The 25476-nt window shown below is 67.8% G+C and carries 29 protein-coding genes and 1 tRNA gene; 11 read left to right on the forward strand and 19 right to left on the reverse strand.

Annotated features, from left to right (window positions below):
- Position 1 precedes the first annotated feature (1 nt).
- A complete protein-coding gene (locus DFO45_RS13050) occupies positions 2–1288 on the reverse strand; it encodes a DNA polymerase IV (RefSeq protein ID WP_133865188.1) in 1287 nt (428 codons plus the stop codon).
- A gap of 4 nt (positions 1289–1292) precedes the next feature.
- On the reverse strand, positions 1293–1604 hold the full coding sequence (locus tag DFO45_RS13055; RefSeq protein ID WP_133865189.1) for a DUF3572 domain-containing protein: 312 nt from the start codon (positions 1602–1604) through the stop codon (positions 1293–1295).
- A gap of 98 nt (positions 1605–1702) precedes the next feature.
- Here DFO45_RS13055 and DFO45_RS13060 point away from each other — a divergent pair, with 98 nt between their 5' ends.
- The gene (locus DFO45_RS13060) at positions 1703–2071 is read left to right on the forward strand and encodes a response regulator (protein WP_043879151.1); all 369 of its coding nucleotides are present in this window, start codon (positions 1703–1705) and stop codon (positions 2069–2071) included.
- Between the two features lie 396 nt (positions 2072–2467).
- Here DFO45_RS13060 and rpmG read toward each other — a convergent pair whose 3' ends face one another.
- The 5 genes from rpmG to rnr all read right to left on the reverse strand — a co-directional run bounded on the left by rpmG (position 2468) and on the right by rnr (position 7512).
- Positions 2468–2635 (reverse strand): 50S ribosomal protein L33, encoded by a 168-nt coding sequence (gene rpmG, locus DFO45_RS13065; RefSeq protein WP_012115832.1) that lies wholly within the window; start codon positions 2633–2635, stop codon positions 2468–2470.
- Between the two features lie 107 nt (positions 2636–2742).
- The gene (locus DFO45_RS13070; protein WP_133865190.1) at positions 2743–3936 is read right to left on the reverse strand and encodes an MFS transporter; all 1194 of its coding nucleotides are present in this window, start codon (positions 3934–3936) and stop codon (positions 2743–2745) included.
- Between the two features lie 103 nt (positions 3937–4039).
- On the reverse strand, positions 4040–4786 hold the full coding sequence (locus tag DFO45_RS13075) for an NUDIX domain-containing protein (protein WP_133865191.1): 747 nt from the start codon (positions 4784–4786) through the stop codon (positions 4040–4042).
- Positions 4783–5223, reverse strand: coding sequence for a DUF983 domain-containing protein (locus DFO45_RS13080; protein WP_012170386.1), 441 nt, complete (start codon positions 5221–5223; stop codon positions 4783–4785). Before DFO45_RS13080 ends, DFO45_RS13075 begins: the two co-directional genes overlap by 4 nt.
- Positions 5224–5229: 6 nt before the next feature.
- The gene (gene rnr, locus DFO45_RS13085) at positions 5230–7512 is read right to left on the reverse strand and encodes a ribonuclease R (protein WP_245518092.1); all 2283 of its coding nucleotides are present in this window, start codon (positions 7510–7512) and stop codon (positions 5230–5232) included.
- 430 nt (positions 7513–7942) lie between these two features.
- Between rnr and DFO45_RS13090 the strand changes: the two genes are divergently transcribed.
- Positions 7943–9436, forward strand: a complete 1494-nt coding sequence (locus tag DFO45_RS13090) for an MDR family MFS transporter (RefSeq protein WP_043879153.1) — start codon at positions 7943–7945, stop codon at positions 9434–9436.
- Between the two features lie 18 nt (positions 9437–9454).
- Here DFO45_RS13090 and topA read toward each other — a convergent pair whose 3' ends face one another.
- Complete coding sequence (topA, locus tag DFO45_RS13095; protein ID WP_133865192.1) at positions 9455–12133, reverse strand: type I DNA topoisomerase; 2679 nt, start codon at positions 12131–12133, stop codon at positions 9455–9457.
- Positions 12134–12319: 186 nt separating this feature from the next.
- Between topA and DFO45_RS13100 the strand changes: the two genes are divergently transcribed.
- Entirely contained in the window at positions 12320–12565 is a 246-nt protein-coding gene (locus tag DFO45_RS13100; protein ID WP_133865193.1) for a hypothetical protein, read from the forward strand.
- On the opposite strand, the gene DFO45_RS13105 is transcribed toward DFO45_RS13100, so the two are convergent.
- Positions 12537–13724 carry an MFS transporter gene (locus DFO45_RS13105; RefSeq protein ID WP_208299790.1) on the reverse strand — a complete coding sequence of 396 codons (1188 nt, stop codon included), beginning with the start codon at positions 13722–13724 and terminating at the stop codon, positions 12537–12539. The genes DFO45_RS13100 and DFO45_RS13105 overlap by 29 nt on opposite strands.
- A 101-nt stretch (positions 13725–13825) precedes the next feature.
- Here DFO45_RS13105 and DFO45_RS13110 point away from each other — a divergent pair, with 101 nt between their 5' ends.
- Together DFO45_RS13110 and DFO45_RS13115 are read left to right on the forward strand one after the other, a co-directional pair.
- Positions 13826–14401, forward strand: a complete 576-nt coding sequence (locus DFO45_RS13110; protein WP_043879155.1) for a TetR/AcrR family transcriptional regulator — start codon at positions 13826–13828, stop codon at positions 14399–14401.
- A 67-nt stretch (positions 14402–14468) separates the two neighbouring features.
- Entirely contained in the window at positions 14469–15734 is a 1266-nt protein-coding gene (locus DFO45_RS13115; RefSeq protein ID WP_245518081.1) for a cyclic nucleotide-gated ion channel, read from the forward strand.
- Between the two features lie 55 nt (positions 15735–15789).
- Here DFO45_RS13115 and DFO45_RS13120 read toward each other — a convergent pair whose 3' ends face one another.
- Positions 15790–17004 carry an NADP-dependent isocitrate dehydrogenase gene (locus tag DFO45_RS13120; protein ID WP_133865194.1) on the reverse strand — a complete coding sequence of 405 codons (1215 nt, stop codon included), beginning with the start codon at positions 17002–17004 and terminating at the stop codon, positions 15790–15792.
- 261 nt (positions 17005–17265) lie between these two features.
- On the opposite strand from DFO45_RS13120, the gene DFO45_RS13125 reads away from it, so the two are divergent.
- The 5 genes from DFO45_RS13125 to DFO45_RS25235 all read left to right on the forward strand — a co-directional run bounded on the left by DFO45_RS13125 (position 17266) and on the right by DFO45_RS25235 (position 21043).
- Complete coding sequence (locus DFO45_RS13125) at positions 17266–18165, forward strand: cycloisomerase (protein WP_208299791.1); 900 nt, start codon at positions 17266–17268, stop codon at positions 18163–18165.
- 139 nt (positions 18166–18304) lie between these two features.
- Positions 18305–19174 (forward strand): RNA methyltransferase, encoded by an 870-nt coding sequence (locus DFO45_RS13130; protein WP_133865195.1) that lies wholly within the window; start codon positions 18305–18307, stop codon positions 19172–19174.
- 207 nt (positions 19175–19381) lie between these two features.
- Positions 19382–19458 (forward strand) — tRNA-Met (locus DFO45_RS13135).
- 4 nt (positions 19459–19462) lie between these two features.
- Entirely contained in the window at positions 19463–20632 is a 1170-nt protein-coding gene (locus DFO45_RS25230; RefSeq protein ID WP_245518082.1) for a hypothetical protein, read from the forward strand.
- Positions 20633–20659: 27 nt separating this feature from the next.
- Complete coding sequence (locus DFO45_RS25235) at positions 20660–21043, forward strand: hypothetical protein (protein WP_245518083.1); 384 nt, start codon at positions 20660–20662, stop codon at positions 21041–21043.
- A gap of 95 nt (positions 21044–21138) precedes the next feature.
- On the opposite strand, the gene DFO45_RS13145 is transcribed toward DFO45_RS25235, so the two are convergent.
- The 9 genes from DFO45_RS13145 to DFO45_RS13180 all read right to left on the reverse strand — a co-directional run bounded on the left by DFO45_RS13145 (position 21139) and on the right by DFO45_RS13180 (position 24523).
- A complete protein-coding gene (locus tag DFO45_RS13145) occupies positions 21139–21747 on the reverse strand; it encodes a MazG-like family protein (RefSeq protein WP_133865196.1) in 609 nt (202 codons plus the stop codon).
- The gene (locus DFO45_RS13150; protein WP_133865197.1) at positions 21744–21929 is read right to left on the reverse strand and encodes a hypothetical protein; all 186 of its coding nucleotides are present in this window, start codon (positions 21927–21929) and stop codon (positions 21744–21746) included. The genes DFO45_RS13145 and DFO45_RS13150 overlap by 4 nt, the downstream gene beginning before the upstream one ends.
- A gap of 277 nt (positions 21930–22206) precedes the next feature.
- Positions 22207–22593 (reverse strand): hypothetical protein, encoded by a 387-nt coding sequence (locus DFO45_RS13155; RefSeq protein WP_133865198.1) that lies wholly within the window; start codon positions 22591–22593, stop codon positions 22207–22209.
- A gap of 8 nt (positions 22594–22601) precedes the next feature.
- The gene (locus DFO45_RS13160) at positions 22602–22871 is read right to left on the reverse strand and encodes a DUF2312 domain-containing protein (RefSeq protein WP_133865199.1); all 270 of its coding nucleotides are present in this window, start codon (positions 22869–22871) and stop codon (positions 22602–22604) included.
- A 1-nt stretch (position 22872) separates the two neighbouring features.
- Complete coding sequence (locus DFO45_RS13165; RefSeq protein WP_133865200.1) at positions 22873–23244, reverse strand: VVA0879 family protein; 372 nt, start codon at positions 23242–23244, stop codon at positions 22873–22875.
- Positions 23245–23269: 25 nt separating this feature from the next.
- Positions 23270–23791, reverse strand: a complete 522-nt coding sequence (locus DFO45_RS13170) for a hypothetical protein (RefSeq protein WP_133865201.1) — start codon at positions 23789–23791, stop codon at positions 23270–23272.
- On the reverse strand, positions 23788–23916 hold the full coding sequence (locus DFO45_RS25410) for a hypothetical protein (RefSeq protein WP_280960284.1): 129 nt from the start codon (positions 23914–23916) through the stop codon (positions 23788–23790). The genes DFO45_RS13170 and DFO45_RS25410 overlap by 4 nt, the downstream gene beginning before the upstream one ends.
- Complete coding sequence (locus DFO45_RS13175) at positions 23916–24287, reverse strand: hypothetical protein (RefSeq protein ID WP_133865202.1); 372 nt, start codon at positions 24285–24287, stop codon at positions 23916–23918. Before DFO45_RS13175 ends, DFO45_RS25410 begins: the two co-directional genes overlap by 1 nt.
- On the reverse strand, positions 24284–24523 hold the full coding sequence (locus DFO45_RS13180; RefSeq protein WP_133865203.1) for a hypothetical protein: 240 nt from the start codon (positions 24521–24523) through the stop codon (positions 24284–24286). Before DFO45_RS13180 ends, DFO45_RS13175 begins: the two co-directional genes overlap by 4 nt.
- Positions 24524–24685: 162 nt before the next feature.
- Here DFO45_RS13180 and DFO45_RS13185 point away from each other — a divergent pair, with 162 nt between their 5' ends.
- Entirely contained in the window at positions 24686–25468 is a 783-nt protein-coding gene (locus tag DFO45_RS13185) for a WYL domain-containing protein (protein WP_166657120.1), read from the forward strand.
- Positions 25469–25476: the final 8 nt, after the last annotated feature.

The raw sequence follows: 25476 nt of genomic DNA on the forward strand, positions 1-25476 counted from the left end.
CCTATCGACCCGCATCCGGCTTGCGTGCCGGCTTGTCCAAGAGGATGCCGCGCTTCAGCGCCCCGGCGCCGAATTTCGCCCGCACCGCATCCATGGCCGTTTCCGTCGCCTTGATGCGCTGGGTGGAGGTGTCCACGAGATCGGCCGGGTCCGCATCGCTGCCGGGCGAGAGATCGGAGAGGCCGACGCCGATGAGGCGGAAGGCGGTGCCGTCCACTTCCTTCAGCAGCAGGTCGTGTGCCGTGGCATAGAGCCGGGCGGCCAGATGCGTGGGGCTGTCGAGGCCGCGCGAGCGGGTGCGCAGGCGGAAGTCCGCCGTCTTCAGCTTCAGCGTTACCGAGCGGCCGGCGAGGTCCGACTGCTTCATGCGGGCGCAGACCTTTTCGCACAGGGCGTAGAGCGTCTGCTCCAAAGGGCGCAGGTCGCGCACGTCGGTATCGAAGGTGGTCTCCGTGGAGACGCTTTTCGCCTCCCGGTCCGGGGTTACGCTGCGGGCGTCGATGCCCCGCGCCAGCCGCCACAGCCGCAGGCCCTCCGCGCCGTAGCGGCGGGCGAGATCCTTCTCGTCCACCCGCTGGAGATCGCCGATGAGCTTGAACCCGTCCGCCGCCAGCTTGCCGCCGAACGAGGGGCCGACGCCCCAGATGAAGGTGACCGGACGGGGTGCGAGGAACTCCGGCGCTTCTTCCAGCCCCAGCACGGAATAGCCGCGGGGCTTGTCGAGGTCGGAGGCCGTCTTGGCGAGGAACTTGTTGGCGGCGAGACCCACGGAGACGGTGATCCCCACATCCCGCTCCACCTGCGCCGCGAAGCGCGCGAGCACGCGGGCGGGGCTCATGCCGTGCAGGCGCTCGGTGCCGGTGAGGTCGAGGAAGGCTTCGTCGATGGAGAGCGGCTCCACCAGCGGGGTCAAGGCCTGCATCATGCCCCGCACCTGCCGGCCCACGGCGGCATATTTCGCCATGTTGGGCTTCACCACCACAGCATCGGGACACAAGGCACGGGCCTTGAACATGGGCATGGCCGAGCGCACGCCGGAGATGCGGGCGATGTAGCAGGCGGTGGAGACCACACCCCGCGTGCCGCCTCCGATGATGACCGGCACGTCGCGCAGGGCCGGATTGTCGCGCTTCTCCACCGCCGCATAGAAGGCGTCGCAATCCACATGGGCGACGCTCAGGGCATGGATCTTCGGATGGCGCACGAGGCGCGGGCTGCCGCAGACGGTGCAGCGCGGGCCATCGCCTGCGTCCGCCAGGCAGTCGCGGCAGAAGCCCGGCGCGGCCATGGCGTCAGTGCCGCCGCACCACCGCGTCGGGATCGGCCGGCGGGCTCAGGAGATCGTGGGCGCGGGCCACCTGCTGCGGATCGAGATTGGCATGGGCGCAGAAGACCAGCAGCAGCGGCTCGTCGGACAGAATGTAGGAGAGGACGCCCGCCCCGAAATCCTTCCGCTTCACCGCGTCCCTGAGGCCGGAGGGGTCCATGCCCGTGGCTTCCAGGAAGCCGGCGATGCGCTCGCCGTCGCCGGCGAGGAAGGTCAGGGCCGCGAGGGCGATCTCGTCCGCCCGCGCCGTGGCGTCGGGCCGTTCCTTGATGGGCATTTGCGCTTCCGCAACGATTGGTCTCTAGCTATGCCATCTTGTCCGATCCGCTCGCCGGTGCGAAGCGGCAATGCGGCGGCCCGGGGGGCGATGCACACATGGCGAAGACCGTGATGATCGTGGAGGACAACGAGCTCAACATGAAGCTCTTCCACGACCTCCTGGAGGCGCATGGCTATCACACGGTCGAGACCCGCAACGGCATCGAGGCCATGGATCTCGCCCGCCAGCACCGGCCTGACCTCATTCTCATGGACATCCAGCTGCCCGAAGTCTCCGGCCTCGAAGTCACCAAATGGCTGAAGGCGGATGCCGAACTCAAGGCGATCCCGGTGGTGGCCGTGACCGCCTTCGCCATGAAGGGCGATGAGGAGCGCATCCGGGCCGGCGGCTGCGAGGCCTATCTGTCCAAGCCCATCTCCGTGGCGAAATTCCTCGAGACGGTGCGCCGATTCGCCGGCGGCTGAGGCGATCGGGTGCTCCCGATCCTGTGATTCACCATTCGTTCAGCTGTGTGGTTTCCAAAAGGCGAGCTTTGGGATAGCTTTACATCCCAGAAGGACAGCGGACGTTGCCCAGCGCCTTGGCGCGCAACGCCTGTTCTAGCCCTGCGGAGTGCCTAGGTCCGCCGCATCTCCTGGGTCCGTGGGGTTCGGCCGGCGGGTGGACGATCACGGGTGGCCTCCCCGTCCGTCCACCGCCGGCCACCTCTCCCTGACATGTCTGATCCTGCTGCCGCCCCGTGCGGGTTTCCGTGCGCGCCCCGCGGATATCCGTGCAGGTTGGGCGCCCACGGGGCCAAAGAAAAAGGCGCCTTCCGATGAAGGCGCCTTTCAGTCGGTCACAAATCGCGTGCGATCAGATCACTTGATCTTGGTCTCGCGGAATTCCACGTGCTTGCGCACCACCGGGTCGTACTTCTTGAGCACGATCTTGTCGGTCTTGGTGCGGGAGTTCTTCTTGGTCACGTAGAACACGCCCGTGTCCGCGCTGGACAGGAGCTTGATCTTGATGGTTGCAGCCTTGGCCATGTTCGTTCCTTGATGCCGTTCCGGCGCGCAGTCCGGATGGGCCGGCTTGCGGGAAAAGAATTACGGACGCGCTGCCGGTACGGCGGCTCGTGGGCGCGGAAACTCCCTCATCGGCCCTGGCTTGTCAAGCCGTCCCGTGCCTCCGCGCGCACGAGGCAGGCCACCACCACGGCCACATAGGTGCCGAGAAGCCCTGCAACCACAAAGGCGAAGCCGTAGGGATTGTAGGCATCCATGCCGAAGCCGACCACCGGCGGGCCGATGACGAGGCCGATGGAATAGAGCATCACGAAGGCCGCATTGGCGGCGGCAAGGTCCGCGCCACGGAATCGCTCGCCCAGATGCGCGAGGCCGACGGTGTAGATGCTGCCGACGATTCCCGTGGCGAGGAACACGGCCACCTTGAAGGCCAGCGTCTCCACGGGAACGAAGGGAAGGGTGGCCGCCCCCACGGTTCCGGCGAGCGCGCAGAACAGCAGCAGGTAGCGGCGGTCGATCCGGTCGCTGATGAGGCCGAGGGGGATCTGGAACACCACATTGCCCAGCACGGCGATGGTCAGAAGGAGCGAGGCTTCCGCGGCCGACAGGCCGAGCCGCACGCCATAGAGCGGCAGGAAGCTCATGACGGCGGTCTCCACCGCGCCGAACATCAGCGCCGCCAGCGTCGCAATGGGCGAGCGCCTTACGAATCCGAGGACGCCGTGGTGGTCTTCCTCATGGATCTTGGGCGTCACGCCGTGGGCGAGCAGGATGGGGATGAGGCCGAGCATCATCACCGCGGCGCCGGCGAGATACGGCTCCCAGCCGCGCGAACCGAGCACGCCGAGGATGACCGGCCCCATGGCGGCACCGATTGAGAGGCCGGTGGCATATAGGCCCATCATGAGCCCCCGTCGCTTGGGGGAGCAGACGGCGTTGATCCAGAATTCGCTCACCGCGAACAGCACGCAGAGCGCAGCGCCGAAGACGAATCGCAGCGGAAACCACATGGCGAAGGAGGGAATCGCCTTGAAGCCCAGCAGGGTCACGGCCGTCAGCACGATGGCGAGCGAGAGCACGCCCCGCACACCGAGCTTGCGGACCATGAGCGGCACGAAGGGGGCGGTGAAGATGGTGGCGATGCCGGCCACCGCCGTGTTCACGCCGATCCAGGTGTTGGCGATGCCGCGGCTCTCGAGCTCCAGCGCCAGCAGCGGGATCGACAGGCTGAGGCCGATGCCGACCACCGATACCGCGCCGATGGCGGCGGCAATGGAGGCGGTACGGCCCGCGCCGGAGATGGCCTGCTCGGGAGCGTGCATGAAAACCCTCGGTACCCTCGGCCCGCCGGCAGGAGGCGGGTGAACAGAACAAGCGACAGCCGCCGGATCGGCCCGGCGGCAACGGAAAGGCGCTGCGGCCGGTCTAGTCCAGCAGCGACCGGACAAACGTGCCGCGGCGCATGGCGTAGAACGGCACGGGCGCGTGACGGGGCAGGCCGGCGGCGAGCCGTGCGCCCACTTCCTCCAGCACGACGCGGGTGATGGTGGGCAGTTCCGCCTTGGCCGTTTCCTCGACCGTCAGCCAGCGCAGCTCGATGAGTTCCGAATCCGGCCCCACCTTGCCGTCCACGCGATGGGCGACGTCGGACACGTCGGCGAGGAAGAAGCGGGTGTCGAAGCGTTTCGGCCGGCGGGGCGGCGTGATGGCCCGCAGCACGAAGGAGAGTGCTTCGAGATTGGGATAGACGCCGTGCGCGGCAAAGGCGCTCCATTCGCCCTCCGGCGCCTCGGGCGCGCCCGCCTCGGTGGTGCCGATGAGCAGCCCGGTCTCCTCGAAGGTCTCGCGGATGGCGGCGGCGGCCAGCGCCCGCGCCCGCTGGGCGGAGGGCCGCTGGACATTGGCCATGAGGCGCCGCTCGCTGTCGGCGTCGAGCATGCCATAGACCGGCATGGCCCGGTCGCTGGCTTCCACGCGACCGCCGGGGAAGACGAACACGTTGGGCATGAAGCGGTGGCTGGGATGGCGCAGGCCCATGAGGATGCGCGGCGCCTTGCGGCTGCGGTCCACCAGGATCAGCGAGGCGGCATCGCGGGGGCGCACATTGGGCGAGTCCTGGCGGCGCTCGGCAGCGGTGAGGCGCTCGGCGAGGGCGTGGGTCGGCTGGGTCATGGGGTGAGCGGCGTCTTTCCGGCGGCCGCGGCAGGCGGCAGGGCCTCGTGTTCGGGACTGTCGGGATCAAAGCCGTGCATGCGCAGGGCCCACTGAAGGCCCACCAGGGCGCCCTTGGTGACGGGCAGCAGCGCAAGGCTGAGCAGGAGGGTCAGCGGCAGCCACAGGGCGAGATGCACCCACACCTCCGGCCGGTAGGCTTCCTCGACGATGACCAGGAGCGGCACCACGATGTGGCCGACCACGAGAATGGTCATGTAAGGCGGGGCATCGTCCGCCTTCTGGTGATAGAGCGCCTCGCCACAGGCGGGGCAGTGGTCCGCGACCTTGAGGTAGCGGCGGAACAGCTTGCCGACGCCGCAGGCGGGACAGAGGCCACGGGCGCCGCGCATCATGGCGCTGGCAGCGTCCCGTTCTGCATTCATGGTCTGCGTCATGCGTGCCTATCGTCCCTTGCGTGGCGCGCGCCCGGCGGTGCGCTTGGCAAAACCGGCCCGCGCCTTCGCGGCCTTGGAGGCGGGCCGTTCGGTCCCCCGTCCCTTGGCGGACTTGCCCCTCCCCAAATAGGAGCCTTCCGACAGAAGTTCAAACCGCAAGGCTCCCGCTACGGGAGCCGCTTCCACCAGCTTCACCTCCACCCGGTCCCCGATGCGGTGCATTTCGCCGGTGCGATCACCCACCAGGGCCTGCCGGGTCTCGTCGAAGCGGTAATAGTCCTGGCCGAGGCTGGCGGCGGGCACGAAGCCGTCCGCGCCCGTCTCGTCCAGCGCCACGAACAGGCCGGCGCGGGTCGCCCCGGTGATGCGGCCCTGGAAGACGGCGCCGATCTGCTCGGCGAGATGATGGGCGATCAGCCGGTCCACCGTCTCGCGCTCCGCCGCCATGGCGCGGCGCTCGGTGGCTGAGATGTCGGCAGAGATTTCCGCCAGCGTCTCGACGGTCGCGGTCTCGGGAAGTGCGTCCCCATCCGCGCCCAGCGTCCGCAGCAGGCCGCGATGCACCACGAGGTCCGCATAGCGGCGGATCGGCGATGTGAAATGGGCGTAGCGGCGCAGGTTGAGGCCGAAGTGGCCGTAGTTCTCCGAGGAATATTCCGCCTGCGACTGGCTGCGCAGGATCACCTGATTGACGAGGGGGGCGCTGTCGCCGCCGTCCACCATGCCGAGGATGCGGTTGAAGTGGGAGGGGCGCACCTGGTCGGTCTTCGGCAGGGAGATGTCGAGCGTCGCCAAAAACTCCCGCAGGGCCGACAGCTTGGCGAGCGTCGGTCCGTCATGGACGCGGAAGATGAGCGGCACCTTCTTCTGCTCGAGCGTCTCGGCGGCCGCCACATTGGCGAGGATCATGAATTCCTCGATGAGGCGGTGGGCGTCGAGCCGGGGCGGGACGATCACCCGGTCCACCGTGCCGTCCTCCTTCAGGAGGATCTTGCGCTCGGGCAGGTCCAGTTCCAGCGGTTGGCGGGCGTCACGCGCCTGCTTCACGCAGGCATAGGCGGCATAAAGCGGGCGCAGGACGCTTTCCAGCAGCGGCGCGGTGGTGTCGTCGCTCGCCCCGTCGATAGCCGCCTGCGCCTGCGCATAGGCGAGCTTGGCCGCCGAGCGCATGAGGATGCGGTGGAAGGAATGGCTGCGCTTGCGCCCGTCCTTGCCGATGACCATTCGGACGGCAAGCGCGGCACGGTCCTCCTGCGGGCGCAGGGAACACAGGTCGTTGGAGATGCGCTCGGGCAGCATGGGCACCACCCGGTCCGGGAAATAGACCGAATTGCCGCGCAGCAATGCCTCGCGGTCCAGAGCCGAGCCCGGCCGCACATAGGCGGCGACGTCCGCGATGGCGACCGTGACGATGAAGCCGCCCGCATTGTCCGGGTCTTCATCCGGCACCGCATGGACGGCGTCGTCATGGTCCTTGGCGTCGGGCGGATCGATGGTGACGAGGGGCAGCTTGCGCCAGTCTTCGCGGCCCTTGGCGGTCGCGGGCCTTGCGGCCTCGGCCTCGGCGATCACCTTGGCCGGGAAGGCGTTGGGAATGCCGTGGGCGTGGATGGCGACGAGGCTGATGGCCTTCTCGGTGGCGAGCGAGCCGAGGCGTTCCTTCACCCGCGCGGTGGGCAGGCCGAACACGCGCTGGTGCATCATCTCCACCGAGACGAGGTCGCCGTCCTCCGCGCCATTCTCGGCACCGGGCGGCACCTGAAGCTCGCGGCCGAGGTTCTTCTTGTCGATGGGGATGATGCGCCCGCCACCACTGCTGCCGGGAGGCGCCTTGCGGAAGACGCCGAGCTGCTGCTTGCGGGCTTTCTCCAGCACCTTGATGACGCGGCCGGTATAGCCGATGCCGGGCGCGGGATCGTTCGGCTCCACCCGCACCAGAATGCGGTCCGAGAGGCCGGGGGCGGGGCCACGCAGCTTGTCCGGGACGTGCAGCAGGATCACCGGCGCATCGCCGTGTTCCTCGCTGTCCCATTCCGTCGGCACGGCCAGCAGTTCGCCGTCGCCATCGCGACCGGTCACATCCACCAGCACCACGCTCGGGAGGCTGCCGGGCACATGCATGCGGCGCCGGCCGCCTTCCACGGCGCCCTCGTCCTTGAGGTCGCGCAGCAACGCCTTCAATTCGATCTTCTGGCCGGAGCCGAGGCCGAAGGCACGGGCGATGTCGCGCTTGCTCACCTTGCCACCCTGCGAGGCGATGAAGGCCAGCACCTCCTCCTTGCCGGGCAGCACGCCGGTGGCCTTGAAGGCGGGCGCGTCGGGCGTACGGGCCGCGCGGGTCTTGCGGCTGGGGGCAGGGCGTTTCGGCGTCGAGGGGCGTTTGGGCAAGGGCGTGTCCCGTGGCCCGCGGCGGCACGGGCAAAGATCCAGTTGCGCCGGGCGGCCTGACAACCCCGTGAGGCGCGCGAGGCCCCGGCACGGGCCGCAGGCTAGTGCAGCGGGCCCCTGATTTCAAAGTCATTCCACGATTTGTGGAAGGCAGCGGCCTCGGCTTGTGGCAGGATTGTGGTGGCGGCGCGCACCTGCCGCATACGTTGCGTCGGCGCCATGCGGCACCGGCCTTGTCCGGTTGGTGGTTGTGAAGAACAATAATCAGTACAACTTAGCATCTGAGGGCACCCCGGACACCGCCGCGCCGCCGGGCGTGCCAGAGGCCCCCATGTCCGTCACTGCCGCCGCTCCTGCCCAGCTCGACCATTCCGAAATCCGCTCCATCCTCTTCGGCGTCATGCTGGCCATGCTGCTGGCGGCGCTGGACCAGACCATCGTGGCCACGGCCCTGCCCACGATCGGCGCCGATCTCGGGGATTTCGAGAGCCTGTCCTGGGTCGTGACGGCCTATCTGCTCACGTCCACCGCCGTGACGCCGCTCTATGGCCGGCTCAGCGACGTGCATGGGCGGCGCATGATGATGCTCATCGCCATCTCGATCTTCTCGGTCGGCTCGCTCGCCTGCGCGCTCGCCCCCAACATGGTGGTGCTGATCTTCGCGCGCGGTCTTCAGGGGCTCGGCGGTGGTGGACTGATCTCGCTGGCCCAGACCATCATCGCGGACATCGTGTCTCCCCGCGAGCGCGGACGCTATCAGGGCTATTTCGCAAGTGTCTTCATGGCGAGCAGCCTGTGCGGGCCGGTGCTCGGCGGCGTGCTGGCCCAGCATCTGCATTGGTCGCTCATCTTCTGGATCAACCTGCCGCTCGGCCTTGCGGCCTATTTCATGACCGACCGCCAGCTCCGCCGCCTGCCGCGCCACGAGCGCAAGGCCAAGGTGGATGTCATCGGCGCGGTGCTGATGGTCGTCTCCACCATCTCTCTGCTGCTGCTTCTGACCTGGGGCGGTGTGCGCTACGCTTGGGACGCGCCGGAAATCCTCGCGCTCGGCGGTGCCGCAGTGATCTTCGCCGTGCTCTTCGTCTGGCGCTTGCGCACCGCCGACGAACCTTTCCTGCCGCTGCCGGTCCTCCTGCATCCGGTGGTGGCGCGCGGCACGGCCACCGCTCTGATGACCATGGGCACGCTGATCGCCCTGTCCATCAACGTGCCGCTCTATTTTGAGACCGCGCGCGGCCTGTCTGCCAGCCAATCGGGCCTCGCCCTCATTCCGCTCATGGGCGGCGTGGTGCTGGGGGCTCTCCTGGCCGGCCGGGCGCTGTTCATGCTCGAGCACTACAAGCGCGTGGCCATCTCCGGTATCGCGGTGGCCATTCTCGGGCTGCTGTTTCTGTCGCTGGGCCCGGAACGACCGCCGCTGCCGCTGATGCTGCTCGTGTTCGGCCTGATGGGCATCGGCATCGGCTGCGTGCTGCCCATCACCACGGTTTCGATCCAGAACGCCGTGGAGCCGCATCAGATGGGCACCGCCACCGGCACCATGAACTTCTTCCGCTCGCTCGGCTCGGCGGTTCTGGTGGCCGGCTTCGGCGCGGTGCTGATGGCCGCCCTTGGCCTGGGGCCGGGGCAGGGCAATCTCGAACAACTCATCGGCGGCGCCGATCAGGCGGGGCTCGCCTCCGCCTTCCGTATCGTCTTCGGCTGCGCTTCCGTCACGCTGATGCTGGGGCTTCTTGCGCTGATGAGCATGGAGCAGAAGCCGTTGCGCACGAGCGTCCGAAAGACCTCCGAAGAAGGCGGCGTGGTCGGCGTCGGCGAATAGCGCCGACGCCCTGTCCCGTCACTCCTCGGCCGCGGCGTCCGCCTTGGCCTTGGCGGTCTTCTTCGTCCCCGCAGCCTTGGTGGTGGTCTTCTTGGCGGCGGTCTTGGTCCCAGTCTTCTTGGCCGGGGCCTTCTTCGCGGCGCCGTCGGCGGACGCGCTCTTGCGTGCCGGCTTGCGGGCGCTCGGGGAGGCGGCGGCCTTGGCTTCGATCAGGGCAAGGGCCTGTTCGAGCGTCAGGCTGTCCGGATCCTGCGACTTCGGCAGCGTGGCGTTGATCTTGCCGTGGTTCACGTATGGCCCGAAGCGGCCCGCGCGCACCGTGATCGCCCCGCCTTCGGTGGGGTGATCGCCCAGCGTGCGCCCGGCCGGCGCCGTGCCGCGACCGCCGCGGCCGCGGGACTGCTTCTCCGCCAGCAGCACCACGGCCCGGTTCAGGCCGACGGTGAGCACGTCGTCCGCCGCTTCCAGATTGGCGTAGACCTTGCCGTGCTGGATATAGGGGCCGAAGCGGCCGATGCCGGCGAGGATGGGTTCGCCATCTTCCGGATGGGTGCCGACGCGGCGGGGCAGGGCCAGCAGCGCGAGCGCCGTCTCCAGGTCCACGTCCGCCGGGGCAAGGCCCTTGGGCAGGCTGGAGCGCTTGGGCTTCTCGCCGTCCACCGCCTCGCCGAGCTGGAGATAGGCGCCGAAACGGCCGTCTCGCAGAGTGACTTCGAGGCCTGTCTCGGGATCGGTGCCGAGCTTGCGCACGCCGTCGCCGCCCGCTTCGCCCTCGCCGCCCGAGAGCGGGCGGGTGTAGCGGCATTCGGGATAGTTCGAGCAGCCGATGAAAGCGCCGAACTTGCCCATCTTGAGCGACAGGCGGCCGCTGCCGCAGGTCGGGCACAGGCGCGGATCGCTGCCGTCTTCCTTGGCCGGGAAGAGGTGCGCGGTCAGGATCTCGTCGAGGGCGTCGATCACCTGCGAGACGCGCAACTCCTTGGTGGCGTCCACCGCCAAGGAGAAGTCGTTCCAGAAGTCGCGCAGCACCTGCTTCCAGTCGATCTCGGCGGCGGAGATCTCGTCGAGCTTCTCCTCGAGGTCGGCGGTGAAGTCGTACTCCACATACTTCTTGAAGAAGCTCTGGAGGAAGGCGGTGACGAGCCGGCCCTTGTCCTCGGGAACAAGGCGCTTCTTCTCCAGCTTCACATATTCGCGGTCGCGCAGCACCGCGAGCACGGCGGCATAGGTGGAGGGGCGGCCGATGCCGAGCTCCTCCATGCGCTTGACGAGCGAGGCTTCCGAATAGCGCGGCGGCGGCTCGGTGAAGTGCTGGTCGGTCTTGATCTCGCGCTTGTCGAGGGCCTCGCCGGCGCTCATGGCGGGCAGGCGGCGGCTCTCCTCGTCATCGTCCTCGTCGTCCTTGCCCTCGCGGTAGAGGGTCAGGAAGCCGTCGAACTTCACCACCGTGCCGGTGGCGGTCAGCTCCAGCTCGCGACCGGCGGCCTTGGCGATGATGTCGGCGGTGGTGCGTTCGAGCTCGGCCGATTCCATCTGGCTCGCGATCGTGCGGGTCCAGATCAGCTCGTAGAGCCGGGCCTGTTCCGCATCGAGATGGCGGGCCATTTCGCGCGGATGGCGCGAGGGATCGGTCGGACGGATGGCCTCGTGGGCCTCCTGCGCATTCTTCGCCTTGGTGGTGTATTTGCGTGGCGTTCCGGGCAGGTAGCGGGCGCCGTATTGCGCCGAGATGGCATTGCGCGTGGCAGTCACCGCCTCCGGCGCCATGTCCACGCCGTCGGTTCGCATATAGGTGATGAGACCGGCTGTTTCGCCGCCGATGTCCACGCCCTCGTAGAGGCGCTGGGCGATCTGCATGGTGCGGGCCGGCGCAAGGCCGAGCTTGCGGCTCGCCTCCTGCTGGAGCGTCGAGGTGGTGAACGGCGGCTGCGGATGGCGCCGCACGGGCTTGGCTTCCACGTTGCGCACGCTGAAGGCCGCCGTGTCGAGGGCCGCGCGGAAGGCGGCGGCCTCCTCGGCCGTGCCCACCGAGAGGCGGGTGATCTTCTTGCCGTCGGCCCCAGACAGGCGGGCTTCGAAGGTGTCGCCGCGCGGCGTCGCCAGCGTCGCGGCGATGGACCAGTATTCCTTGGCGACGAACAGCTCGATCTCGCGCTCGCGGTCGCAGACGAGGCGCAGCGCCACCGATTGCACGCGGCCGGCGGAGCGGGCGCCGGGCAGCTTGCGCCACAGCACGGGAGAGAGGGTGAAGCCGACGAGATAGTCCAGCGCGCGGCGGGCGAGATAGGCGTCCACCAGCGCCACGTCCACGGCGCGCGGGGCCTTCATGGCCTCCAGCACGGCCTGCTTGGTGATGGCGTTGAAGACGACGCGCTCGACCTTCTGGCCCTTCAGCGCCTTCTTCTCCCGCAGCACTTCCAGCACGTGCCAGGAAATGGCCTCGCCTTCGCGATCCGGGTCGGTGGCGAGGATCAGGCCGTCAGCCGCCTTGACCGCCTTGGCAATGTCGTTGAGCCGCTTCTGGGCCTTGGGATCAACCTCCCAGAGCATCCGGAAGTCCGCTTCCGGGTCCACCGATCCATCCTTGGAGGGAAGATCGCGGATGTGCCCGTAGGACGCGATGACCTCGTAGCCTGGTCCGAGATATTTGTTGATCGTCTTCGCCTTAGCCGGCGATTCGACGATGACGACCTGCATTGGACAACAATCTCTTGAGAAACGCCGCGGCCCCTGGCGGCGGTCGCAACATGGGGGGCGATGGCTGGGCTGTCAAATCCCCCCGTCCCCCGCGGCAGGCTCCGGGCATGTCCTCATTATACAACCTTAGGTAAGTTGTTGTTCTTCTCATATCCTTCAGGATGTATGTGGGTGGGGAGAGAGCAGATGGCGGCAGAGACGCACGGCGCCGGCAAGGAGGAGTTTCTCGCTTATGTGGGGCCGCTTGCGGGCGAGCTGGCCCGTCTGGCCCGCGCGCACCATCTGACCACGCTCGCCTATCTGCTGGACATGGTGCGGCTGGAAGCCAAGGGGCAGGCGAGCGTCCATCCGCTGAAGCCCGGAGCGCCTGCGCCGCGGCAGGACCTCGGGTCGGCGGTTGGCCTCACGGCAGACGCACCAGCGCGCCGGTGAGCGCGAGCAGGATGATGAAGGCTCCATAGAGATCGGCGGTGGCCACCAGACCCAGCGTGTGGGCGAGGGCCCCGGCGGCGAGGGCCGGGAGGCTGAAGGCGAGATAGCTCTCCACATAAAAGGCCGACAGCAGCATGCCCCGCTCACCCGGCGTTGCGAGCGGCACCAGCAGGCGCACCGCATTCATGAAGGCGCCGCCGAAGCCGAAGCCCGTTACCAGCATCCCGCCCACCATCACCGGTGCCGAGCCCACATGGGTGCCGGCGAGGATCACCAGAAAGCCGCCGGCGACCAGAAGGCTGCAGATGCGCAGCCCGAGGGGCGGCGCGACCGGGCGCATCAGCAGAACGGCGGAGGCGCCGGGGAGGGTGAGGGCGCACACCAGCAGTCCCCCGAGGATCGGCGAGGTGATCCCGGTTGCCGCCTTTACCAGCGAGGGCATCAGCGAAAGCGAGAAGGCGCCCACGGACCACAAGGCGATATTCGGCGCCGAGACCCGCAGCAGCATGCTGCGCGCCGCCACCGGCACCCGCACCCGCGGCACCAGCGAACCGAGCGCGCCCGGCTTCGTCGGTCCCGTCTCCGGCGTCGCCCAGATGAGCGCCGCCTGAAGGGCAAAGAGGCCGCCGAGCAGCGCATAGACGAGGTGCAGCGGCGCGGGTGCATAGAGAATGAGTGTGGCGGTGCCCAGTGCGCCGACAGCCATGCCCACCATGGGCGTGATGCTGCTGACCAGCGGCCCGACCCGGCGGTCGCAATCGATCACCCCGGCGCCGATGGCGGCCGTCGCCGCGCCGCTGGCATAGCCCTGCACGAGGCGGGCGAGAATCAGGTGGTTCACGTCCGCAGCGGCGAAGAAGAGCCCCATGGAGGCGAGTTCCAGCGCCAGCGCGCCAAAGATCACCGGCCGGCGGCCCACATGATCGGACAGGGCACCGATGGTGAGGAGTGCCGCCAGCAGGCCGAAGGCATAGCTGGCGAAGACGAGCGTCAGCATCGTCGGCGAGAAGCCCCACTGCTCCTGATAGAGGCGGTAGAGCGGCGTCGGGGCTGCGGAGGCGGCGAAGAAGGTGCCGAGGATCGCCCCCTGCAACGCGAGCGTCAGGGAGAGCCGAAGGCCCGTCGGGGGGAGGGGTGCGGCGTCCGTAGCCATGGACATGGGAGGCCTGAACTCTTATTGCAAAGAATGTGCGTTAGTGCGTTCTTAGCGCCTTCGCGCGGCTAAAGCAAATTATTTGCGTTAATAGGACCGCAGTGAGAATGGGTGAGGAGACGGGTCGCAAGGGGCTGAGGCCGGGCGGGCGCAGTGCGCGCGTGCAGGCCGCTGTCCATGCCGCCGTCCGGGACCTTCTGGCCGAGCGCGAGCGGGGCGAGATCAGCGTGCCGCTGGTGGCCGCCCGCGCCGGCGTCACGCCCTCGACCATCTATCGCCGCTGGGGCGATCTGCAGGACCTTCTGGCCGATGTGGCGCTGGAGCAGATGCGCCCCGACACGGATCCGGCGGAGACCGGCACGCTCCGAGGCGATCTCATCGCCTGGGTGGACCAGTATCGCGAGGAGATGTCCTCGGCGCCCGGCACGGCCATGATCCGGGATGTCCTCGCCAGTCTCGAAGGCTCCGACCCCGCACGCCAGTGCTGCGCCATCTCGCAGGCGCAACTGTCGGTGATCTTCGCGCGGGCGGCAGCCCGGGGGGAGGCGGTGCCGGACCTCGATCTGGCAACCGACCTGTGCATCGCGCCTGTCGTCTACCGCATCCTCTTCACGGACCGCCCCATGGACGGCGACTATGTGCGCACCCTGGTGGACCGCCTTCTGATGTCGCTGCGGCCGTAAATCTCTCTGGACGAAGATGCGACAGTCTTGCGCTGCGTCAGGACGCCATGCTGCCTCTTGGAGCATCATGGAACCGTCTGGATCGGGCGAGGCGGCAGTGGACGCAACGTGGGATATGAAGCGGTGGCGCAAGCGCGTCTATGAGGTGCTTGAGCGCGACGCCGTACGCGACACGACCGCCCATGTGGTGCATGTGGGCCTCATCCTGCTCATCCTCGGCAATGCGGCGGGGGCGGTTCTGGAGACGGTGCCGGAGATCGATACGGAATACCGGATCGAGCTGCATCTGTTCGAGATGTTCTCCTTCCTCGCCTTCAGCACGGAATATGCGCTCCGCCTCTGGGCGGCGCCCGAGCATCCCCGCTTCCGGGGGCTTCCTTCCGCCAAGGCGCGCTTTCGCTATGCGCTGACCGCCAACGCCATCATCGACCTTCTCTCCGTGCTGCCCTTCGGCCTCGTGCTGCTGGTGCATGCGGACCTGCGCACGCTGGCCCTCTTCCGGCTGGTGCGCTTCATGAAGCTTGCCCGCTATTCGCCGGGCCTCGCCTCGCTGGTGGAAGCGATCCGCAACGAGCGTCACGCTCTGGTGGCCTGCTTCGGCATCATCGGGGCGGTGGTGCTGATTTCCGCCTCCGCCATGTATATCGCCGAGCGGGAGGTGCAGCCCAAGGTCTTCGGCTCGATCCCGCTCGCGGCCTGGTGGGCGGTGGTGACGGTGACCACGGTCGGCTATGGCGACGCGGTGCCGGTGACCCTCGTCGGGCGGCTGATCGCGGCCGCCACCATGCTCTGCGGCCTCATCATGCTGGCGCTCCCCGTGGGCATCATCGCCTCGTCCTTCGCGGACGTGATCCGGCGGCGGGACTTCGTCGTGACCTGGGGGATGGTCGCGCGCGTGCCGCTGTTTGCGGACCTCGATGCCGCCGGCATCGGCGAGATCCTGCGCATCCTCTCCTCCCACACGGCCCAGCCCGGCGAGATCCTGGCGCGGCGGGGCGACCCGGCCCGCTCGATGTATTTCATTCTCTCCGGCGAGGTGCAGGTGGAACTGGAAGAAGGCATCGTGCTCTTGGGAGAGGGGCAGTTCTTCGGCGAGATGGCGCTGCTCTCCCGCACGGTGCGGAGCGGCACCATCCGCTGCCTCACCCGCACCCAGCTGCTCATCCTCGACGGTCGCGACCTTGAGGACCTGATGGCGCGCCGTCCGGAAATCCGCAAGCGCATCGATGATCTTCGGGGCACGCGCACGCTGCATCCGCTGAAGCCGCGTGGCGACATCCTCTCCGAGGAAATGGGCGACGCCCAGAACGACGACGGCCCGCGCCGCTCCTGACGAGCGAGGCGGGCCGCGGGAAAGGACCGGGCGCCGGTAAGGGCGCCCGGCGGCATCAGGCCGCGAGGGCCTTTGCGAGGTTCTCGGACACCTTGTCGAGGAAGCCCGTGGTGGACAGCCACTTCTGGTCGGCGCCGACCAGCAGGGCGAGATCCTTGGTCATGTCGCCGGCTTCCACCGTATCGACGCAGACCTTCTCGAGCGTGTCGGCGAAGCGCTTCAGTTCGTCATTGCCGTCGAGCTTGGCGCGGTGCGCGAGGCCACGGGTCCAGGCGAAGATGGAGGCGATGGAGTTGGTGGAGGTCTCCTTGCCCTTCTGGTGCTCGCGGTAGTGGCGGGTCACCGTGCCGTGAGCGGCTTCGGCCTCGACAGTCTGGCCATCGGGAGTCATCAGCACGGAGGTCATCAGGCCGAGCGAGCCGAAGCCCTGGGCCACGATGTCCGACTGCACGTCGCCGTCGTAGTTCTTGCAGGCCCACACATAGCCACCGGACCACTTGAGGGCGGAAGCGACCATGTCGTCGATCAGGCGGTGCTCATAGGTGAGCTTGCGCTTCTCGAACTCGGCCTTGAACTCGGCGTCATAGACTTCCTGGAAGATGTCCTTGAAGCGGCCGTCATAGGCCTTCAGGATCGTGTTCTTCGTGGAGAGATAGACCGGATAGTTCCGCATCAGGCCGTAGTTCAGCGAGGCGCGGGCGAAATCGCGGATCGACTCGTCCAGGTTGTACATGGACAGGGCAACGCCGGCGCCCGGGAACTTGTAGACTTCCTTCTCGATCTTCGTGCCGTCCTCGCCCACGAAGGAGATGGTCAGCGTGCCCTTGCCGGGCACCTTGAAGTCGGTGGCGCGATACTGGTCGCCGAAGGCATGGCGACCGACCACGATCGGCTGCGTCCAGCCCGGCACGAGGCGCGGCACGTTCTTGCAGATGATCGGCTCACGGAAGATCACGCCGCCGAGGATGTTGCGGATCGTGCCGTTCGGCGACTTCCACATTTCCTTGAGGTTGAATTCCTTCACGCGGGCTTCGTCGGGAGTAATCGTGGCGCACTTGACGCCCACGCCGTGCTTCTTGATGGCGTTCGCCGCGTCGATCGTGACCTGATCGTTGGTCGCGTCGCGGTTCTCGACCGAAAGGTCGTAATACTCGAGGTCGATATCAAGGTAGGGGTGGATCAGCTTGTCCTTGATATACTGCCAGATGATCCGCGTCATCTCATCGCCGTCGAGCTCGACGACCGGATTTGCGACCTTGATCTTCGCCATGGGTGACACCTCACGCGGATTCGTATCGTAATGGGGCCTCAGCGCCGGTCCACGCAGCCAGGCGCCGGTGTGCGCGTGATACTCCGATGCCGGCCCGAGCGGAAGAAGGGCATTGCGCCGACTTTAGGACAAGGTTTTCAGCCGGGCGGGCCGAGACGGCCTGTGGGAATGGGCGAGGGGTGTCGCGCGCCCGTCACAGCCGCTTGATAGGGGGGCGCCGGATCGAAGCCTTGCGGGGCGCCGCCCCGACCGGAGCCCGCCATGACCGTCCGCCCCGTTCTGACCATCCGCCCCGTTCCGACCGTGCGACCCGCGAGCGCAATGGCCCGCCGTGCCGGCGCCGGCCTTGCGCTCGCCCTCGTTCTGGCCACGCCCGCCGCCTCGGCGCAGGAACTGCGCCCCGCCGCCCAGACCATCGCCCGCTTCGAGGTGCCGGAGGCCCGGCAGGCCGTGGCGGTGACAGACCGTTATGCCTATGCCATCGACAACCGCATCATCGTCAAGCTGGACAAGGCGACCGGCAAGCCCCTGGCCAAATGGGAGGGGCCGAAGGCCGGCCCCATCATCCACATGGACAGCGGCGTGGTGCGCGACGGCAAGCTCTACACCGCCCACTCCAATTATCCCGACTGGCCGATGACCAGCTCCATCGAGGTCTGGGATGCGGAAAGCCTGAAGCATCTGGAAAGCCACAGCTTCGGCATCGAGCGGGGCTCGCTCACCTGGCTGGATCGCGATCCACAGGGCCGCTGGTGGGGCGCCTTCGCCAACTACAATCGCGTGTTCGACAAGAGCCCGCTCGCCTACGGCAACAAGTACGCAACGCAGGTTGTGCGCTTCAATCCGGACTGGAGCATCGCCGAGGCCTTCGTCTATCCCGATGCGCTGGTGGCGAAGTTCCAGGACATGAGCAATTCCGGCGGCGCCTTCGGGCCGGACGGGCGGCTCTACATCACCGGCCACGACAATGCGGAGCTTTACGTGGTGGCGCCGCCCGAGATGGGCTCGGTGATGCGCTGGCAGGAGACCATCCCGCTGGAGATTGCCGGCCAGGGCTTTGCCTTCGACCCTTCAGATCCCGGCGTGGTGTGGGGCATCATCCGCGGCAAGACCGCCGCCAGCAGCCTCATCACCGTGAGCCGCCTGCCCGCGCGGCCCTGAGGCGGCGTGCCGGAACCGGCGAGGGCACGAGGCGGCTTTGCTCCATCCGGTTCCGGCTCTATGACGGGCGCATGTCTGAGCACGTTCTTTCTTCCATGCCGCCCGCTGTCCCTTACCCGTCCTGCCGGGGAGGGCGCTGATGCCCGGCGCCGGAACCGACAGCACGAAGCCCTGGATCGCCGGCGGGCCGGTGGTGATCCTCGTCGAGCCACAGCTCGGCGAGAATGTCGGCTCGGCTGCGCGGGCCATGGGCAATTTCGGCCTCTCCCGTCTGCGCGTGGTGAACCCGCGCGAGGGCTGGCCGAACGAGAAGGCGCGCATCTTCTGCGCCGGTGCGGACCGAATCCTCGAAGACGCCCAGCTCTTCCCGGACCTGCGCAGCGCGCTGGCGGACGTGTCCTATGCGGTTGCCACCACGGCCCGCGAGCGGGGCATGGCCAAGCCGGTGAACGGCGCCGATATGGTCGCGCAGGATGCGGTGGTGCGCCTGAAGGCCGGTGAGGACGTGGCGCTGGTCTTCGGCCGCGAGCGCACCGGCCTCTATACGGAGGAGGTGTCGCTCTGCGATTCCATCCTCACCCTGCCGGTCAATCCCGCCTTCGCCTCGCTGAATTTGGCTACCGCCGTGGCTGTGACCGCCTACGAATGGTCGAAGGCGGCCACCGGCAATGCTCTGCCCTTCGCCATGCCCGAGCGCTCGCCGCCGGCGGACCGGGTCGATCTTTTCGCCTTCTTCGATCATCTGGAGCGGGAACTGGAGGAGGCGGCTTTTTTCCGTTCGCCGGAAAAGGCGCCTTCGACCACGCGCAACATCCGCAACATCTTCCATCGCTGCGAGCTCACCAAGCAGGATCTCGCTACCCTGCACGGCATGATCACGGCGCTCGTCGAGGGGCGCGAAGGCCGTGAGCAGCGCAAGGCCGAGCGCAACGCCAAGGCCGCCGCCAAGCGCAATCCGGCCTCCAGCACGGATATTGGCGCAGCCGGGGAGGGCGGCGCGGAGGGTTGAGCCCGACGCGGGTCTGCCATCCCCACCTCTTTCCGGGTCCCGAAACCTTTGCCGGGAAAGGGGTTGGATGGCAAAGCCGCTCGTGGCCATCCACAGGCGGCTCTTCCGCGGCGCTTTTTTTGGGCTTGGGGGTTTCAATGCCGGGGGGCGCTTGCTACATACGGCTCACCGAAGCAGACGGTTCGCCGGCAAGCAGTTCGGTTCTGACGCGGGGTGGAGCAGCCCGGTAGCTCGTCAGGCTCATAACCTGAAGGTCACAGGTTCAAATCCTGTCCCCGCAACCACTTTATGCATACCTTTGCGGCCCTGTTCGGTAACCCCGAGCAGGGCCGCAAGCGTTCCATAGAGCTCAAGGTCCCGGCCCGCAGCGTCGTCGTTCGGATAAATGATGACACTCTCCACCAGCGGGCGGGCCATGTCGATGATCTCGGCCCGCTGATCGGGCGGCAGGTGCTGCAGGCCCTCGCGCAGGGTGCGCACGAGATCGCGATACCAGCGCACCGCGCCGGGATGAAACTCCACCACCTCCGGTGCCGGCGCCGCTTCCGCCTTGAGGGCCTTGCCCTCGGCCGTCAGTTCGTTGAGCCGCGCCACCAGCGCCGTGGGGTCTGGCAGATCGGTCTTGGCGATGGTGTCCACGATGCGCGCCGTCTCGCGCTCGATCTCTCCCAGCCGCTTCGCCTTGCGGGCCGCCTCGCGCGCCGCGCCTTCGCGCAGGCGCTTGCGCTCGGCCACATATTCCGCACCTGCCGCCTCGATCACGTCCGGATGCAGCAGGTGGTGCTCCAGCGCGGAGAGGATGCGGTCCTCCAGCAGATTGAGCGAGATGAGCCGGCGGTTGCCGCAGGTGCCTTTCTCGCGCCGTGTGGAACAGCCCAGCTTGCGCGGCGCCGAGACCACGAACGACCCGCCGCAGGTGCCACAGCGGCACAGGCCAGAGAGCAGGTGCTTCGGCCGGCGGGACCGTGCCGCCTGGGGCGGCCGGTTGCCCAGCCGGGCCTGCACCGCATCCCAGAGCCCGCCGGGCACGATGCGCAGCTGGGGCACTTCCGTCACGTGCCGCGCCTCGGGCGCATTGGGGCGGGAGATGCGCTTGCCCGTGTCGGGGTCCTTCACGAAGCGCTGGCGATTCCAGACGAGCCGCCCCGCATAAAGCTCGTTGCGCAGGATGCCGTTGAGCCGCTCGCGGCTGCCGTTGATGGTGCTGGCGTTCCACGGGCCGCCACGCGGGCCGGGGATGCCGGCGGCGTTGAGCCGTCCCGCGATCTCGCGCGGCGAGCGGCCGGCGGCGAATTCCTCGAAGATGCGCCGGACGGTTTCTGCCTCGCCCTCGTGGATCTCGCGCTCGCCCGTGCCGGCGACGCGGTAGCCATAGCAGCGGCCACCGGCGCTCTTGCCCTCGCGCACGCGCCCCTGCAGGCCGCGATGCGTCTTGGCGGCGAGGTTGCGGAGGAATAGGGCGGACATGGTGCCCTTGAGCCCCACATGCATCTCGGTCACGCGGCCATCGGCCACCGTCCAGATGTCGATGCCGGCGAAGGCCATGCGCTCGTAAAGGGCGGCGATGTCCGCCTGGGAGCGGGAGAGCCGGTCCAGATCCTCCGTGAGGATGAGATCAAGCGCGCCGCGCCGGGCATCCGCCACCATGCGCTCGAAGGCATGGCGGCCGTGCACGCTGGCGCCGGACATGGCGTAATCGGCGTAAATCTCGGTGATCGCCCAGCCCTGGCGGGCGGCATAGGCGCGGCAGAGCGCCACCTGATCCTCAATGGACCGCTCGCTCTGCATCTCGCTGGAAAAGCGGGCATAGATGCCCGCGCGCCGCATGCTCACCCGCCACTCCCGGCCTGCGCGTCCTCGCGGGCATGATCCACCCTTGCCATGGCGCGGGCAATGGCCCGCGCGAGCGCGATCACCTGCGGGTGGGGCGGGGTAACGGTGGGAGGTGAGGGGAGGGGCATGGGTCAGTCCTCCCCGTTGGCGCCGGTCCTGCCTGCGGAGGCGGTGGTCGCGCGCCCATCCTCATATGCAATCCGCGTCTCTGGTGTGTCGGGATACCAAGGGTGCCCAGTCGGGATGGGCTCACCATCTTCCAGCGGGGACCCGTCGTCGAGGCGCACATAGGCGTCCCGCTCGGGGCCACAGCAGGTGGCATGCATCAAACCTTCGGTGATGTCGTGGATCACCATCTGGCCAAGCTGGAGGGGCTCGCGGCAGGCAAAGCAGCGGGGCGGTTCGTCAGCCATAATCCGATGAGGGAAGCCGTATTTCTCGGATGTCCTGTTGAACTTGGCGATGGCGGCGGCGTCGAGATCCACGCCCATTTTCTCCGCCAGATTGTAGAGGCAGATCAGGGCATCGCCGAATTCGTCGGCCAGATCCTCCGGCGTGGCGCGCGTGCCGCGCCAGCCGCCGGCCTCTCTCAGGATCTTCTTGATGACGTTGAACAGTTCGCCCACCTCACCGACGAACTCGATGGCGCGGAATCCCACATCCGGTTCCTGGCCGCTGTCCGCCACCCATTCCTTCTGCCGCGCGATGAGCGCTGTGCGCAGGTCGGTGAAGGTCGTCATGATGCCTCTCCGTTCTCGGGCTTGATGGCGAGCGGGCCGGCGAAGACGAAGATGCGGTCGCCGGGCTCGAAATCTTCCATGGCCGCGCCGGCATGGCGTGCCGGGTCGAAGCGCTCTTCCTTCAGCAGACCGAGCGCGCAGGCCTTGTCCTGAACGGCGCCGCCGCACAGGTCCGCGCCCAAGAATGAGCTGGCGCAAAGACCCATTTGGCGAAGGCGATGAGGCTGGCCACGTCGCCGCCCTCGGCCGGGGCGAGGGTCATTTCAGCGGCTGATGCCTCTGGCGCGGACTGCGCCGCGCTGGGCTGGGTCGCTGTCTCATCCCGATCAAGCGCCGTCTCGCCACGCGCCCATGACTGACGCTGCGCTTCGCGGTGCGCATGCTGCTCTTCAGGCGACAAAGCTTCAAAGCGCTGGCGGGCAAGCTCGATCTGGTCCGCGAGGGTGGCGTTTCGGCCCATCACACCCCTCCCAGCTTGGGAGCGCGTTCATCGCGCCAGGCCTGCCAGTCGGCATGGACCAGCGGATAGAGCGCGCCGACGATGGACTGCCAGCGCGAGGCGGTGTCGCGGTCGGCCAGCGTGCCGGTGCTCATGAAGATGTGGCGCAGGGTGGTGTTGCAGGCCTGCGCCAGAAGCGGCCACGCCTCCCGCATCTGCCCCCGCTCCTGCGTGCGGGCGAAGCTGGCGGCGGCGCCCACGGCCTCGATAAGATCCGGCATCTCGTGCCACTTGCGGGCGAGATCGGCATCCGGCCCATCGGCCGTGATGACATCCTGCGCCACCTTCACCAGGCGCCAGAGCGCGAGGCGGTGGGGTGTGTCGTCAGGCGGCGTCCGCTGATCCATCGCACACCTCACGCCATTCCGAGGGCTTGGAGATAGAGTTCCAGGATGGCTTCCTGCTCCTGGCGCTCCTGCGTGTCCTGCCGGCGCATCTTCACGATGGTGCGCGTGGCCCTGGTGTCGAAGCCTCTGGCCTTGAGCTCCGCATAGACATCCTTGATGTCGTCCGCGATGGCCTTCTTCTCTTCCTCGAGGCGCTCGATGCGCTCGATGAACTGCCGCAACTCATCGGCGGCAATGCCGGTGTCGGCGATATCGGCGGGGGCGTTGGGGGCGAGCATTTCAGCCCGCCGTCTCTATGAGGGCTGCGTGCTGCTGCGCCTCCTCGGGCGTCGCCACCTCAAAACGCGGATGGGCCCGCCCCTCGTCATCAACGACCTCAAGTTGATGAAGCTTGAGGAATCCTCCCAACGTCCAGTTGCACGGCCTGCCGTCGGGCTTCTTGCGAGGCGCACCTGCACCAGTCCACCGACCGATGCAGCTGAAGCCGAGATACTTTTCGACATCGTCGAAGGTGTTGCCGGCAAACGCCGCAATAAAATCGGAGGCGGACTGAACAGTGCCGCACAGAGGGCACTTGAAGGCCAGATGCACCTTGGCAACGCCCTGCGCCTTCAACGCCGAATGAAACTCGGGGATGCTCACGCGCTTCATGTCCTGGCCTTTCTGAATGGGTGGCTCACCCTTCGGCGGGCGCGCCGTCGTCTTCGCCGCAGCCGCGGCCAACTGTGCGGCCACCGTCTGCCGGGTTGGTGAAGTCGCGCCAGTGCACCCAGCCGCGCGGGCAGTGAAAGCCCCATGACCGGACGTTCGGGCCGGTGATGAAGAGCGTCCAGCACGGGCCGGCGTGCAACTCGATGCGATGCGCCGCCTTCGGGCCGCGCAGCTTCACGTCTCCCGCGCGGCGCAGGGTGCGGCGGTTGATGCCGCCGGCTGCGATGGTGTGCTCGGTATATTCCCCGCGCAGCAGGATGGAGCAGTTGAGCCACGGATGATCGTGCAGCGCGCGGTCATCATCAGACCGCAGGAAGCGGTGCAGATAGATGTTGAACAGGCGGTTGCGCGGGATGACCCACCAGCGCAGCAGATAGGGCGCCTCCTGCCCGCCGATGACCACATCCGGCGAGCGGCGGACCGCGACGCGCACAAGAGCGCGGGCAAGCGGGCCGGTGATGAAGGCGCGGACGGGATTGCGGATCATAGGTTCAGATCCTCCCCATAGGGGTCATTGGCGATGATCTGCGCCACGCGGCGCGCGAGGCAGAAGAGGGCGATGGCGAGCGCCAGGCCGCAGAGGCCGGCGGCGATGAGAAGGGCCGTGCCCATCAGGCATCGGGAAAGGACGGGGAGGCACCGGCACGGGCCTCCCCGTCAGGCTGGGTCCGCCGGGAGGAGGCGGGCCGGGAAGGGAAGAGCGATTGCGACGGGCGCTCGCCGACGAAATACGTCATCCCTTTGGGGATGCTGACCAGTCCGCCCTGCGCAAGGCGGGCACATAACTGGTCAAAAGGGGTGGCGGAGGCGCTCCGCTGCGCCTCCGCCGTTTCGCCGGACGGGGCGGGGGCAAGGTCCGGCAAAAGGATGCGGGCCGTGGGACAGCGACCCTCGAGCGTGGCGCGCACCGCAGCATCTTGCGGGCGCTCGTAATTGCGCTCGTTCTCGATGGGGCCGCGCGCAGCGGGCGTGCGGGCGCTCATCGCGTCGCCCTCGGCAGCACGCCTGCCTGCATCTGTGCGGTGAGGCGGCGGGTGTGGGCAATGGAGCGGGAGATGGCGCGATCGAGCGTGAGATAGGCGCTCACGAACACCACGCCGCAGGTGGCGAGCGTGCCGCCGATGACCACGGCGGGAATGCGGATTTCAGCCGGCGCCAGCGCGCCGAGCGCGATGCCGCACGCTGGCAGAGCCAGCGCGGCAAGCTTGCGAACAGTCATGGTGTGGTCCCCGCCGCTCATGGGTGCGGTGTGAGGGGAAAGCTAGTGAGGGAAATTTCCCCCGTCAAGCGCAATATGAGCAAAAAATCGCGCTACGCGCTTTGGTGGCCAGCGTCATTAAATGCGCCTTATCCGTGCTGTGCGCTTCGGGGGAGGCGACTGGTGTCTCAGAATGGCGGCGATGATGCCGGCGACATGATCGTTGGCGAGATCGAGGAAGACGTTGCCCAGGCGGGCATGGTCCTACACTTCCGCTACATCGCGTCAGATGGTGAAGAGACGGAGCGGCAGGTCTACATCTATCGCGTGGAGATGCGGCCCAACGGTCTGGTGCTTCTGGCTTTCTGTTTCATGCGCGATGCCGTGCGCGCCTTCCGGGTTGATCGGATCCGGTCGCTGATGAATGGCCGGACCGGTGAATTCATCGACGATCCTGTGGCGTTCCTGTCGGTCATTGCGCAGCAGGTCGAGGCGCCGAAGCGTCCGGAGCGCGCGCCTTCACTTCGTGTGCCCAAGATTGCCATGAAGCCCGCTCGGGAGATCGAGGTGAGGGTGCCGCGCCTGACGTCCGCTGACTACGCGCGCGTGCGGGACGTCGTGCGTCCTGCCTGCATTGCGCTCATGTCCATGGCCCGCGCGGATGGCACCCTTCATGATGCGGAAATCGAGATCGTGGCCGATCTGGTTTACGAGGCGGCGCGCCACCTGGGCATGGATGTGCCGCGCGAATCCCTTGCCGCTCTGATCTCGGAAATGACAGGGCTTTCGCCTTCCGGAAACCTGGTCACGCGGGCCATGCGGGCGCTGCGTGAGCCTGATGCGTTTCCTTTGGATCTGCCCGCGCGGCTGACACGCATGGCGCGTGCAGATGGGCTTGCAACGGAGGAAGAGCTCGCTGCGTTCCGTCTGATGATAACGACCCTGAAGCGGATCGAGATCACCTGAGTTACGCC

This window comes from Azorhizobium sp. AG788 (genome assembly GCF_004364705.1).
GTDB lineage: Bacteria > Pseudomonadota > Alphaproteobacteria > Rhizobiales > Xanthobacteraceae > Azorhizobium > Azorhizobium caulinodans.

Bases quoted from the DNA above. Each gene is read 5' to 3' on its own strand.
- DFO45_RS13180 (WP_133865203.1), bottom strand. From the start codon at position 24,523: ATGACTGTTCGCAAGCTTGCCGCGCTGGCTCTGCCAGCGTGCGGCATC.
- DFO45_RS13100 (WP_133865193.1), top strand. From the start codon at position 12,320: ATGGCGGCAGAGACGCACGGCGCCGGCAAGGAGGAGTTTCTCGCTTAT.
- DFO45_RS25230 (WP_245518082.1), top strand. From the start codon at position 19,463: ATGCATACCTTTGCGGCCCTGTTCGGTAACCCCGAGCAGGGCCGCAAG.
- DFO45_RS25235 (WP_245518083.1), top strand. From the start codon at position 20,660: ATGCATCTCGGTCACGCGGCCATCGGCCACCGTCCAGATGTCGATGCC.
- DFO45_RS13075 (WP_133865191.1), bottom strand. From the start codon at position 4,786: ATGACCCAGCCGACCCACGCCCTCGCCGAGCGCCTCACCGCTGCCGAG.
- DFO45_RS13175 (WP_133865202.1), bottom strand. From the start codon at position 24,287: ATGAGCGCCCGCACGCCCGCTGCGCGCGGCCCCATCGAGAACGAGCGC.
- DFO45_RS13115 (WP_245518081.1), top strand. From the start codon at position 14,469: ATGGAACCGTCTGGATCGGGCGAGGCGGCAGTGGACGCAACGTGGGAT.
- DFO45_RS13120 (WP_133865194.1), bottom strand. From the start codon at position 17,004: ATGGCGAAGATCAAGGTCGCAAATCCGGTCGTCGAGCTCGACGGCGAT.
- DFO45_RS13055 (WP_133865189.1), bottom strand. From the start codon at position 1,604: ATGCCCATCAAGGAACGGCCCGACGCCACGGCGCGGGCGGACGAGATC.
- DFO45_RS13145 (WP_133865196.1), bottom strand. From the start codon at position 21,747: ATGACGACCTTCACCGACCTGCGCACAGCGCTCATCGCGCGGCAGAAG.
- DFO45_RS13070 (WP_133865190.1), bottom strand. From the start codon at position 3,936: ATGCACGCTCCCGAGCAGGCCATCTCCGGCGCGGGCCGTACCGCCTCC.
- DFO45_RS13170 (WP_133865201.1), bottom strand. From the start codon at position 23,791: ATGATCCGCAATCCCGTCCGCGCCTTCATCACCGGCCCGCTTGCCCGC.
- DFO45_RS13155 (WP_133865198.1), bottom strand. From the start codon at position 22,593: ATGGATCAGCGGACGCCGCCTGACGACACACCCCACCGCCTCGCGCTC.
- DFO45_RS13160 (WP_133865199.1), bottom strand. From the start codon at position 22,871: ATGCTCGCCCCCAACGCCCCCGCCGATATCGCCGACACCGGCATTGCC.
- topA (WP_133865192.1), bottom strand. From the start codon at position 12,133: ATGCAGGTCGTCATCGTCGAATCGCCGGCTAAGGCGAAGACGATCAAC.
- DFO45_RS13165 (WP_133865200.1), bottom strand. From the start codon at position 23,244: ATGAAGCGCGTGAGCATCCCCGAGTTTCATTCGGCGTTGAAGGCGCAG.
- DFO45_RS13130 (WP_133865195.1), top strand. From the start codon at position 18,305: ATGCCCGGCGCCGGAACCGACAGCACGAAGCCCTGGATCGCCGGCGGG.
- DFO45_RS13125 (WP_208299791.1), top strand. From the start codon at position 17,266: ATGACCGTCCGCCCCGTTCTGACCATCCGCCCCGTTCCGACCGTGCGA.
- DFO45_RS25410 (WP_280960284.1), bottom strand. From the start codon at position 23,916: ATGGGCACGGCCCTTCTCATCGCCGCCGGCCTCTGCGGCCTGGCGCTC.
- DFO45_RS13090 (WP_043879153.1), top strand. From the start codon at position 7,943: ATGTCCGTCACTGCCGCCGCTCCTGCCCAGCTCGACCATTCCGAAATC.
- DFO45_RS13080 (WP_012170386.1), bottom strand. From the start codon at position 5,223: ATGACGCAGACCATGAATGCAGAACGGGACGCTGCCAGCGCCATGATG.
- DFO45_RS13050 (WP_133865188.1), bottom strand. From the start codon at position 1,288: ATGGCCGCGCCGGGCTTCTGCCGCGACTGCCTGGCGGACGCAGGCGAT.
- rpmG (WP_012115832.1), bottom strand. From the start codon at position 2,635: ATGGCCAAGGCTGCAACCATCAAGATCAAGCTCCTGTCCAGCGCGGAC.
- DFO45_RS13110 (WP_043879155.1), top strand. From the start codon at position 13,826: ATGGGTGAGGAGACGGGTCGCAAGGGGCTGAGGCCGGGCGGGCGCAGT.
- DFO45_RS13060 (WP_043879151.1), top strand. From the start codon at position 1,703: ATGGCGAAGACCGTGATGATCGTGGAGGACAACGAGCTCAACATGAAG.
- DFO45_RS13105 (WP_208299790.1), bottom strand. From the start codon at position 13,724: ATGTCCATGGCTACGGACGCCGCACCCCTCCCCCCGACGGGCCTTCGG.